At 72.3% G+C, this 9840-nt stretch carries 10 protein-coding genes and 1 pseudogene; 6 read left to right on the top strand and 5 right to left on the bottom strand.

Features of this window, described 5'->3' with window-relative positions; genetic code table 11:
• Positions 1–631: ATP-binding protein (locus G3I65_RS51845; RefSeq protein ID WP_160703404.1), on the bottom strand; the 631-nt coding region annotated here is incomplete at its 3' end.
• Positions 632–796: 165 nt separating this feature from the next.
• Here G3I65_RS51845 and G3I65_RS51840 point away from each other — a divergent pair.
• Positions 797–2107 carry a lipase family protein gene (locus tag G3I65_RS51840; protein ID WP_160703402.1) on the top strand — a complete coding sequence of 437 codons (1311 nt, stop codon included), beginning with the start codon at positions 797–799 and terminating at the stop codon, positions 2105–2107.
• A 458-nt stretch (positions 2108–2565) separates the two neighbouring features.
• Here G3I65_RS51840 and G3I65_RS51835 read toward each other — a convergent pair whose 3' ends face one another.
• The 4 genes from G3I65_RS51835 to G3I65_RS51820 all read right to left on the bottom strand — a co-directional run bounded on the left by G3I65_RS51835 (position 2566) and on the right by G3I65_RS51820 (position 5389).
• The gene (locus G3I65_RS51835; RefSeq protein ID WP_160703400.1) at positions 2566–3795 is read right to left on the bottom strand and encodes an RNA polymerase sigma factor; all 1230 of its coding nucleotides are present in this window, start codon (positions 3793–3795) and stop codon (positions 2566–2568) included.
• Complete coding sequence (locus tag G3I65_RS51830; RefSeq protein WP_160703398.1) at positions 3792–4154, bottom strand: YciI family protein; 363 nt, start codon at positions 4152–4154, stop codon at positions 3792–3794. The genes G3I65_RS51835 and G3I65_RS51830 overlap by 4 nt, the downstream gene beginning before the upstream one ends.
• Before the next feature lie 190 nt (positions 4155–4344).
• A complete protein-coding gene (locus G3I65_RS51825; protein WP_160703396.1) occupies positions 4345–5046 on the bottom strand; it encodes a BTAD domain-containing putative transcriptional regulator in 702 nt (233 codons plus the stop codon).
• Between the two features lie 136 nt (positions 5047–5182).
• Positions 5183–5389: a hypothetical protein gene (locus tag G3I65_RS51820; protein WP_160703394.1), complete on the bottom strand. Its 207-nt coding sequence runs from the start codon at positions 5387–5389 to the stop codon at positions 5183–5185.
• A 156-nt stretch (positions 5390–5545) separates the two neighbouring features.
• On the opposite strand from G3I65_RS51820, the gene G3I65_RS51815 reads away from it, so the two are divergent.
• The 5 genes and pseudogenes from G3I65_RS51815 to G3I65_RS51795 all read left to right on the top strand — a co-directional run.
• Positions 5546–6118 (top strand): DUF4255 domain-containing protein, encoded by a 573-nt coding sequence (locus G3I65_RS51815; RefSeq protein ID WP_160703392.1) that lies wholly within the window; start codon positions 5546–5548, stop codon positions 6116–6118.
• Complete coding sequence (locus G3I65_RS51810) at positions 6115–6834, top strand: carboxypeptidase regulatory-like domain-containing protein (protein WP_160703390.1); 720 nt, start codon at positions 6115–6117, stop codon at positions 6832–6834. The genes G3I65_RS51815 and G3I65_RS51810 overlap by 4 nt, the downstream gene beginning before the upstream one ends.
• A gap of 15 nt (positions 6835–6849) precedes the next feature.
• Positions 6850–9114 carry a phage tail sheath C-terminal domain-containing protein gene (locus G3I65_RS51805; protein ID WP_160703388.1) on the top strand — a complete coding sequence of 755 codons (2265 nt, stop codon included), beginning with the start codon at positions 6850–6852 and terminating at the stop codon, positions 9112–9114.
• A 19-nt stretch (positions 9115–9133) separates the two neighbouring features.
• A complete protein-coding gene (locus G3I65_RS51800; protein WP_160703386.1) occupies positions 9134–9592 on the top strand; it encodes a phage tail protein in 459 nt (152 codons plus the stop codon).
• Positions 9592–9840, top strand: a pseudogene (locus tag G3I65_RS51795) (phage tail protein); the annotation flags it as partial. The gene G3I65_RS51800 and the pseudogene G3I65_RS51795, both read left to right, overlap by 1 nt.

The raw sequence follows: 9840 nt of genomic DNA, 5'->3' as shown, positions 1-9840 counted from the left end.
CGGCCGACCCGGGCCTTGGCCGTGGGGACAGCACCGCCGGGCGGGGGTCGTCGTCGAGGACCGCGATGGTCAGGCGTCCGTGGCGGAGGTCCAGCCTGAGGGTGGCGGCCGATGTCGTGTGCTGGACCGCGTTCGTCGCCAGCTCGCCGGCGACGAGGATGCCGTCGTAGACGAAGTGCGTGACGTCCCACTCCGCGCACGCGCGGCGCACCGCGGCACGCGCGACCGCCGGTGCTTCGCTGCCGCGGGGCAGCAGGAGCTCCGCCTGGCGCCGGGCCGGTTTGCCCAGGGCGCGTTCGGCGCTGGGGACGTCCTCGCCGAGTGCCGCTTCGCGGTGGACGCCGTGCTCCCGCAACGCTCGCGCGTGAGCGGCGGTGCCGGTGGCCAGTGCGAGCGGGATTCCCGGCCAGATCCGGATCCGGCGGGCGACGAGGGCGAACACCCCGACCGGTGCCAGCGCGCTGAAGTCGAGTTCGCCGACGCCGGCGATGACCGCGTCCGGGCCGTCCGCCGCGATTTCCAGGAGGCCGTCGCGCAGCCGGCGGTAGCTGCCCAGGTGCAGGCCGCCCGTGATGGTGACCAGCGTGTAGTGCGGGCGGGGAGCGACTTCGAGGTCGAGCGTGCCCTGCATCGTCCCTCCTCCGCTGCGCACCCGGCACCCCAACGCTAGGACCGGACCGGCGCCCGCGGTAGTCCCCACGGGCGGGTGAGAAACCGGTACGCGGCTGTACCCCGGACCTACTCGCTGGTAGGTTCACGCCGTCGAGTGATCCACTTCATGATTCAAAGGGGAGTCATGATCCGCACGCACGCCCGTTTCCCGGCCCTCGCCGCCGCGCTCGCGCTGGTGTTCACCGCCGCGACGGCGACCGCGGCCGACGCCCAGCCGTCCGATTCCTTCTACTCCTACGACGGCAGCGCGCCGCTGTCGTCGTACGCGCCGGGGACCGTGCTCAAGACCCGGACCCTGGCCTACCACGTGGCCGGCCTCGCCACGCCGGTGCAGGCCGTGCAGCTGCTCTACCGCACCACCGACGCGCAGGGCAGGCCGTCCGCCAACGTCACCTCCGTGGTCCGCAGCATCACCGGCGACCGCACGAAAGCCGTTTCGTACCAGTCGGCCTACGACTCGCTCGACCCCGCCGACTCGCCGTCGCGCGCGATCGCCGGCGACGTCACGCTCGGCGGGCTCCTACCCAACGGCGAGTCGCTCCTGCTGCTCCCGTCGCTCTTGCAGGGGTACAACGTCGTCGTGCCCGACACCGAAGGGCAGACCGCGGACTTCGCGGCGGGGCCGGAATACGGCACCACGACGCTCGACTCGATCCGCGCGGCGACCAGCTCGGCCGCCACCGGCATGGACGACCGCACGAAGTTCGGCCTCCTCGGCTACTCGGGCGGCGCCATCGCGACCGGCTGGGCGGCGGCCCTCGCGCCGAGCTACGCCCCGGACGTGAACCGGAACCTCGTCGGGTTCACCGAAGGCGGGGTGCTCGTCGACCCCGCGCACAACCTGAAGTACGTCGGCGGGAGCCCGGTGTGGTCCGGGGTCATCCCGATGGCGCTGATCGGGGTCGCCCGCGGCTTCGGCATCGACCTGCGGCCGTACGCGAGCGAGTACGGGCTGAAGGTGCTCGACGAGCTGGAGCACGCGTCGATCATCACGGCGCTGGGCCGGTACCCGGGCCTGACGTGGCGGAAGCTGGTGAAACCGGAGTACGCCAACCCGGATTCGGTGCCGCCGTTCGTCGCCGCCGTGAACAAGGTCAACATCGGGTCGGCGCCGACGCCGTCGGTCCCGGGGTTCATCGCCCAGGGCAACGCCGGGTTCCTCGAAGGGACGACGAGCAACCTGCCGGGCATCGGCACCGGGGACGGCGTGATGGTCGCCGGCGACGTGCGGGCGCTGGCCCGCCAGTACTGCGCGACGGGCAACGACTCAATCAAGTACGCCCAGTACGACGCGCTCAGCCACGTCGGCGGCGTGGCAGCTTGGGCACCGGCGGCGCTGGGCTGGCTCGCCGACCGGTTCGCCGGCAAGCCCGCGCCGTCGAGCTGCGGTCACATCCCGGCCGGGAACTCGCTCGCGCCGGAGGAGCCGGCCTGAGGCACCGCGGACAGGCCCCGGCGGAGGCCGCGCGGTGGACCGCGCGGTGGCGTCCGGGGGAACTGGCAGCCGCGCCGACGTCGATGCGGCCCGCGCGCGTGCCCGGCGTGGCCGATTTCGTACCAGTGCGGCTCTTCGGCGCCGGCCCGGCCCGGAGGGAGCGGTCGGCGTGTGCGAGGACGACGTGCCGGGTCGGTTGCGTGCGGGTCAGGTGGTCGAGCACCGCGGTCATCGGGGTGATCCCCAGGGCTTCGGCAAAGTCGGGGCAGCACGGCCGATCCGGCCATCCGCGATGTAGTGAAAGAGTCATTCACCTCGCCAGACGACATGAATGACCCATTCACGACATCCCCGCGACGCCGGGCAGACCACGCGGCAAGGCACTCTGTCACCGGTCACACGCTCGCCGGCGCGACTTTGCCGGGACCCGGGGGTGATCCCGATGGCCGTCGGACATCTCACGCGGTGGGGCCGAGCGCGCGCAGGCGGCCGGCGAGGTAGCGCCGGTCGGCGGGCTTGGTGGCCAGGTCGTGGGCACGCCGGTACGCGGCCGCCGCGTCGGTGGTGCGGCCGAGGCGGCGCAGGAGGTCCGCACGGGCGGCGTGCAGCAGGTGGTACTGGTCGAGGCCCTCGATCCGGTCGATGAGCGCGAGCCCCTCGGCCGGCGTGGTGGCCATGGCGACGGCGACGGCGTGGTTCAGCGCGACGACCGGGGACGGGGCGACCAGCAGCAGCTGTTCGTACAGGCCCGCGATACCCGCCCAGTCCGTTTCGCCGGCCGACGGCGCCTGCGCGTGCAGCACGGCGATGGCGGCCTGCAGCTGGTACGGCCCGGGTGCGCCGAGGCGCAGCGCCCGGTCGAGCAGCCCGACGGCTTCGGCGATGCCGGCGCGGTCCCAGCGCGTCCGGTCCTGGTCTTCGAGCAGGACGACGTCGCCGTGCTCGTCGTAGCGCGCCTCCGCCCGCGAGTCCTGCAGGAGCAGCAGCGCGGCCAGGCCGAGGGCCTCCGGTTCGTCGGGCATCAGGGCCGCGACGAGCTTGGCCAGCCGCACCGCTTCCCGCTGCAGTTCGCGGTACTCCGGCCGGTCGCCCTCGGCGGTGTAGCCGCGGGTGAAGATCAGGTAGACCACCGCGAGGACGCCGGTGAGCCGCTCGGGCAGCAGGTGGTCGGCGGGGACGGCGAGGCTGATCCCGGCGTCGCGGATCTTGCGCTTGGCCCGGACCAGCCGCTGGGCCAGCGCGGCCTCCCCGACCAGGAACGTGCGCGCGATCTGCCCGGCGGTCAGGCCGGCCACGGCGTGCAGCGTCAACGCGACGCGCACGTCTTCGGCCAGCGCCGGGTGGCAGCAGGTGAAGATCAGGCTGAGCCGCTCGTCGCCGACGGCGAGCAGGCTGCTTTCCCCGTCGTCCATCGTGGTCACCTCCGGCGCCGGGCCGAGTTCGGCGAGCTTCTCCCGGCCCCGGCGGGCCCGCCGGAGCCGGTCGACCGCGCTGTTGCGGGCCGCGGTCAGCAGCCAGGCGACCGGGTCGGCCGGCTCGCCGCCGTCCCACTTGCGCAGGGCGAGCGCGCACGCGTCCTGCAGCGCGTCCTCGGCGAGTTCGAAGTCGCCGAGGACGCGGACCAGCGCCGCGAGCATCCGGGTCCGGTGCTCGCGGTAGGTCGTCCGCAGGAGCTGCTCCGAAGTCATCCGCGGTGGTCGAGCCCCGGCACGCCGGCGATCGGGCGGACCTCGATCGAGCCGTCCAGTGCCATCGGGCACAGCGCGGCCAGCTCGAGTGCCTCGTCGAGGTCGCGGCAGTCGAGGACGTAGGCGCCGCCGAGGTGCTCGTGGGTCTCGGGGTACGGGCCGTCGGTGATCAGCGTCTTGCCCTCGCGGACGGCGACCGTGGTCGCGGTGTGCTCGCGCTGCAGCGGGTGCCCCGAGACGAACACCCCGCGCCGCCGGCACTCGTCGGCGAAGGCGTTCACCCGGGCGAGTGCCTCCGGGAAGCGCGGGTCGCCGGGCTCCGGACGGTCGCAGTCGTAGATCAGGAGCATGTACTGCACGGGTTCCTCCAGCCGGTCGTGGTGCCTCTCATAGAGGATGACGAACGGCGGGCCCGCAACTCGACAGGCGCGCCCGGCGGATCCCGCCGGGCCGGCCGCCCGAATGTGCCGAAATCGCGGCCGCCCGATCGGGAAATGCGGCTGGGCGGAATTGCCCGAAAGGGCAGGCGCCATTGTTTTCGCGCCGGAACTAATGCGCGCTCATGTGCGGGAGGAGATCGCGGAGCGTATCGGACGGCTCGAGTCCCAGTTCCTCGAGCAGCGTGCAGCGGCACTGCTCGTACTGGTGCTGCGCGGCCGCCCGGTTGCCCGCCGCGAGGTGCGCGTCGATGAGGACGCGGTGGGCGCTCTCGCGCAACGGCTCCGCGCGCACCGCGGCCAGCCCGGCCGCCACCGCCTCACCGTGGCGGCCGGCCGTGGTGAGGCGCTTGGCCATGGCTTCCAAGGCGTAGAGCCGCAGCTGGTGGTACTGCTCCTGCTCGATCAGCACCCACTCGTTGTCCGACCATTCGGGCAGCAGGTCGGCCGACAGCTCGTCGCGGGTCTGGCGGGTCAGGATGTCGTCGCAGCCGCACGTCTTGTCGAGCAGGCAGTGCGCGCGGGCGACCGCGTCGTGGATGTCGACGGTGATGTTGCCCGCCAGCGCCATTTCCTGCGTGGACGCGTCGATCACGCGGTGCCCGGTGCGGGACGCGCGCCACAGCGACGAGCGCAGGTTCGCGTTGGCGCGGGGTGTCGTCGCCTCCGGCCACAGCGTTCTCGCCACGTACGTCCGCGTCCGCGGGCGGTCCTGCAGCGCGAGGAAGGCGAGCAGCCGTTGCGCGCTGTAGGACAGCACGACGGGGTCGTCTCCCACCAGCAGCGTGAACCCCTTGAGCAGCCGCAGTGTCACGATCTGTGTTGCTTCAATGCGCATCGGTTCCCCAACCTACGCCCGCACCGATCGGATCGACCCCACCTTGGGGCAATTCGCGAACCGCACGTGAAACGTTACGGGGAATTATCGTCGATGCGGCGTCAACGGGGCGTCACGAAAACGTCATCGGGCCCGCTCCCAGCTCGTCCAGCCAGCTCTGCACGGCCGCGTGCACCGCTTCCCGGGACGTCACCGCGACGGGTTTGGCCTCGTCGGTGCCGACCGTGGAGAGGATGCGGACCCGCAGGGCGCCGGGCTCGCCGCCTTCCAGCCACGCGCGCAGGACCATGCTGCCGGACCGTTCCTCGGGGACCTCCACCGACGCAGGATGCGCGCAGGCCTGTCACCACGGCGTCGCCGCCGCGTCAACGGCCGCACCGGGAACGCCGTCGTGACGTTCGGGCGACGCGCGGGTCGCGGCCCGGCCACGCCACCCCTGCGATGCTGCCGCGGCACAGCACGGGGGAGGACTGGCATGGGCGATTTCGGCGTCGTCGCCGACGTGTCGACGATCATCGTCGACCGGCTCACCGCGGCGTTGCGCGGACTGGATCCGAACGATCCGCCGACGGCGGTGCTGAGCGACCTCGAGGACCGGCCGAGCCGGGCGACGCTCACGGTCTTCCTGTACGAGATCGCCGAGGACCCCACCTCGCGCAACCGGCCGCCGGTGCGGTCGCTGCCGCCGGCCGCGCCGACGAGCCGCAAGCCGCCGATGGCGTTGCTGCTGCGGTACCTGATCACGCCGTGGGGCGGCAGCCAGGCCACCCAGCACCAGATGATCGGCCGCGCGCTCCAGGTCTTCTACGACGACGCGATCTGGACCGGCGAGGAGCTGACCGGCAGCCTCGCCGGCACCACGGAGGCACTGCAGTTCACGCTGACGCCGCTGACGCTCGATCAGAAGTCGTGGATCTGGTACGCGATCCAGAAGCCCTACCGGCTGTCCCTCAACTACGAGGTCCGGGTCGTCAACCTCGACTCGCTCGACGTTTCCGAGCTGCGGCTGGTCCGCAGCCGCACGATCGACGGGACACCGGTGCCATGACCCGCTTCTACCCCCTCGAATCCTCCGTCCTGCACAGCCCGGCGTGGTTCGTGCCCTTCGACGAGTTCGCCCAGCGCGCGCGGTCCGCCGACGTGACCACCGAGCTGGCGCGCTTCGACCCGGCCGCGAACGCCTGGGAGGTCCAGGAAACCCCGGCGATCCGCACGCCGAGCGCGGTGATCGCCTACCCGGAGCTCGGCCGGCGCCGCGGCCCGGGCGCGCAGCCCGAGCGGTTCCGCGTCCGGTTCAGCGCCATCGGGTTCGCGCCGCTGTACCCGGCGGACGGCGAGGACTTCGACGCGAGCCTGACCGGCGTCGAGTTCACCGCGTACCCGTACGACGACGACACCCCGCCCGCCGTGGCGGGCGAGCCGCGCGTCGTCCGGCTGTTGCCGAGCGTGGCCTTCCCGTACGGGCCCGGCGTCCGCACGGTCTACGGCGTCGTCCGCGCGAACGGGGTACCGGTGGCCAACGCGCTGGTCGAGGCGCACGGGGTCACGAGCCGGGACGGCGCGCCCTGGCAGGAGCGGACGCTGACCAGCGCGGCCGGCGCGTTCCGGCTCCCGCTGCGCTGGGAGGGCGAGCCCGTCACCGGGCTGCCGGAGCAGGTCTTCCACCTGAGCGCCACCGAACGGCCGGGCCGGACCGGCGCGCTGGACGTCCGGTTGCCCAGCGGCCGGAACACCAAGCACGTCATCGAGATCGTCGAGCAGTAGCGAAGGAGCTGAACCATGCCCGAGTACCTGAGCCCCGGCGTCTACGTCGAGGAGGTCGACGCGGGGCCGCGGCCGATCGCGGGGGTGAGCACCAGCACGGCGGGCATGGTCGGGGTCACCCAGCGCGGCCCGACCGACGGCAAGCCCAAGCTGGTGACGAACTTCCTGGAGTTCCAGACGACGTTCGGCGGGTTCCTGCCCGAGCCGGACCCGGCGATCCGGGACGCCTGGGCCGAAAACCCGACCGAAGGCGGCCGCTGGTGGCTGTTCCCGCTGGCGGTCAAGGGGTTCTTCGACAACGGCGGCCAGCGCCTCTACGTCAAGCGGGTCGCCAGCGCCACCGCGCAAGCCGCGTCCGGCACGTTCGGCACCGGCCTGGTCAGCGCGATCACCCGGGACGCCGCGGCCGGGGCGAAGGTGCTGGAGCTGGCCCACCTGGTCGGCTTCACCGGAACCGACGAGGTCAAGGTCTTCCGCGGCAGCGACAACGTCGAGATCGGCACCGTGACGATCACCGCGTACGACGCCGGCAAGGGGCGGGTCACGCTCGGCACCGGGCTGGCGGCGGAGGTCAAGGCGGCCCGCGGCGACTACGTGCAGAAGGCCCCGCGGGCGGCCACGCCGAGCCTGCGGTTCTCCGCGTCGAGCCCCGGTTCCTGGGGGAAGGCCGTCCAGGTGCGGATCACGCCGTCGGTGAGCGCGTCGCTGCCGGTGCTGCCCGACCCGAACGAGGGACCGCTGTTCGTCACCGCGCTCGCCGCCGAAGCCGCCGCCGACGCCACGTCCATCGTGGTGAACGCGGTGCCCGGGCTCGACCCCGACGACCTGCCCCACGACGTCTGGATCCTGATCGGCGAGCGGCGCTTCCCGGTCACCGTGGCGCAGCCGGAGGCGGGGAAGGTGACGCTCACGTTCCCCGACGGCACCACGCACGCGCCGTGGAAGACCGGTCTCACCGTGCGCCGGGTCCGCCTGGCCAACGCGGGCGCCGGCCCGAAGCTGCGGATCAGCGGTTCGAGCCGGCTGTACGAGGGCGCCGCCGTGCAGCTCGACACCGGTGACCGGCTGAGCACCCTGAACGTCGTCGCGATCGAGCCGGACGACGTCGTCACGTTCGACGCCGACACCCCCGCGCAGGTCTTCGAGACCGCCCGGCTGCAGCTGGTCGAGTCCACAGTGGATACCCGGTTCACGGATCCCGGTGGCGGCTCGGTGACCGAGACGTTCCGCAACCTGCGCCTGGTCGGCGACGCGCCCGGCACCGTGACCGGCACGCTGGCGAGCCAGTCGCGGCTGGTGCGGGCGACCGCGCTGGACCTGAGCACCGATCCCGCCGAGTTCCCGACGCCCGCCACCGGCTCGTGGCTCAGCCTCGCCGACGACGGCGACGACGCCTTCGGGGGCCTCGACGTCGGGGACTTCGTCGGCACGGACGGCGGGAGCGGCAAGCGCACCGGCATCGTGGCGCTGGAGGACATCGACGAGGTCGCGATCTGCGCGGTGCCCGGCGTGTGGGCGGGCACCGTCGAATCGGCGCTGGTGACGCACTGCGAACAGCTCAAGGACCGGTTCGCCGTCCTCGACCCGCGCGACGGCCTCGACATCGAGGGCATCCAGCAGTTCCGGGAACCGTTCGACACCAAGTACGCCGCGCTGTACTACCCGTGGCTGGTCGTCAACGACCCCTCGACCGGCAAGTTCGTCGAGGTGCCGCCGTCGGGGCACGTCATCGGGATCTACGCCCGCACCGACGTCGAGCGCGGCGTGCACAAGGCGCCGGCCAACACGGTCATCCGCGGCATCCGGTCGCCCGGCGGCATCGCGCAGGACGTCACCAAGCGGCACCAGGACCTGTTGAACCCCAAGGGGATCAACGCGTTGCGGTTCTTCCCCAACCTGGGCCAGCGGGTGTGGGGCGCGCGCACGCTGTCCTCGGACACGACGTGGAAGTACGTCAACGTGCGCCGGCTCTTCCTGTTCCTCGAGGAGTCGATCGACGAGGGCACGCAGTGGGTCGTGTTCGAGCCGAACGACGAGGCGCTGTGGGCGCTGGTGCGGCAGACGGTCGCGAACTTCCTCACCACCGTCTGGCGCAGCGGGGCGCTCTTCGGCAAGACCGCCGACGAGGCGTTCTTCGTCCACTGCGACCGCTCCACGATGACCGACGACGACATCGCGAACGGCAGGCTCATCTGCGTGATCGGGGTGGCGCCGGTGTTCCCGGCGGAGTTCGTGATCTTCCGGATCCAGCAGAAGACCCGCGAGCCCCAGCTCGTCTGACCACTGAAAGGCAACGGACATGCCACCTGTGACGCGCGACGACCCGTATGCCGCGTATAACTTCCTGGTCATCGTGACCAACGTCAGCGACGACGGCGTCGCGGTGAGCGGGTCGTTCACCGAAGCCAGCGGGCTGGACGTGGAACTGCCGGTGATCGAGTACCGCACCGGCAGCGAGGACATCACGGTCCGCAAGCTCGTGGGCCTCAAGAAGTTCCCGAGCGCGCTGACGTTCAAGCGCGGGGTCACCGGCCACGTCGGGTTCTGGAACTGGGTGAAGGAGGCGCTCGACGGCCGGGTGCGCCGCACGCCCGGCTCGATCGTGATGCTCGACGAGAACCGCCAGGAGGTCATGCGCTGGAACTTCAACCGGGCCTGGCCGACGAAGTACACCGGACCGTCGTTCAACGCGACCAAGAACGAGATCGCCATGGAGACGCTCGTGCTGGCCGTCGAGGAATTCGTGATCGACGCGTGATGACCAGCGCGGCGCTTCCCGGCGTTTCCCTGACCTTCGAGCGAGCGGCCTCCGGCGACGAGCCGCTGCGCACGGACGTGGCCGTGTTCCTCGGCCGCACCCGGCGCGGCCCGGTCGGCGTGCCCGTGCGCGTTGAGAGCTGGAACGACGTCGTGGGCGCGTTCGGCCCGCCCGACGGCACGTCGGCGACGCCGTACGCGCTGCGCGGGTTCTTCGAAAACCAGGGCCGGGCGGCGTGGGTGCTGCGG

The organism is Amycolatopsis sp. SID8362 (assembly GCF_010550475.1).
GTDB classification, from domain to species: domain Bacteria; phylum Actinomycetota; class Actinomycetes; order Mycobacteriales; family Pseudonocardiaceae; genus Amycolatopsis; species Amycolatopsis eburnea.
The sequence above is the reverse complement of the archived record's forward strand: the minus strand, read 5'-3'. Positions and strand labels throughout refer to the sequence as shown.

Excerpts from the sequence above, each read along its gene's own strand:
- G3I65_RS51815 (WP_160703392.1), top strand. The coding sequence starts at position 5,546 with ATGGGCGATTTCGGCGTCGTCGCCGACGTGTCGACGATCATCGTCGAC.
- G3I65_RS51800 (WP_160703386.1), top strand. The coding sequence starts at position 9,134 with ATGCCACCTGTGACGCGCGACGACCCGTATGCCGCGTATAACTTCCTG.
- G3I65_RS51810 (WP_160703390.1), top strand. The coding sequence starts at position 6,115 with ATGACCCGCTTCTACCCCCTCGAATCCTCCGTCCTGCACAGCCCGGCG.
- G3I65_RS51840 (WP_160703402.1), top strand. The coding sequence starts at position 797 with ATGATCCGCACGCACGCCCGTTTCCCGGCCCTCGCCGCCGCGCTCGCG.
- G3I65_RS51805 (WP_160703388.1), top strand. The coding sequence starts at position 6,850 with ATGCCCGAGTACCTGAGCCCCGGCGTCTACGTCGAGGAGGTCGACGCG.
- G3I65_RS51835 (WP_160703400.1), bottom strand. The coding sequence starts at position 3,795 with ATGACTTCGGAGCAGCTCCTGCGGACGACCTACCGCGAGCACCGGACC.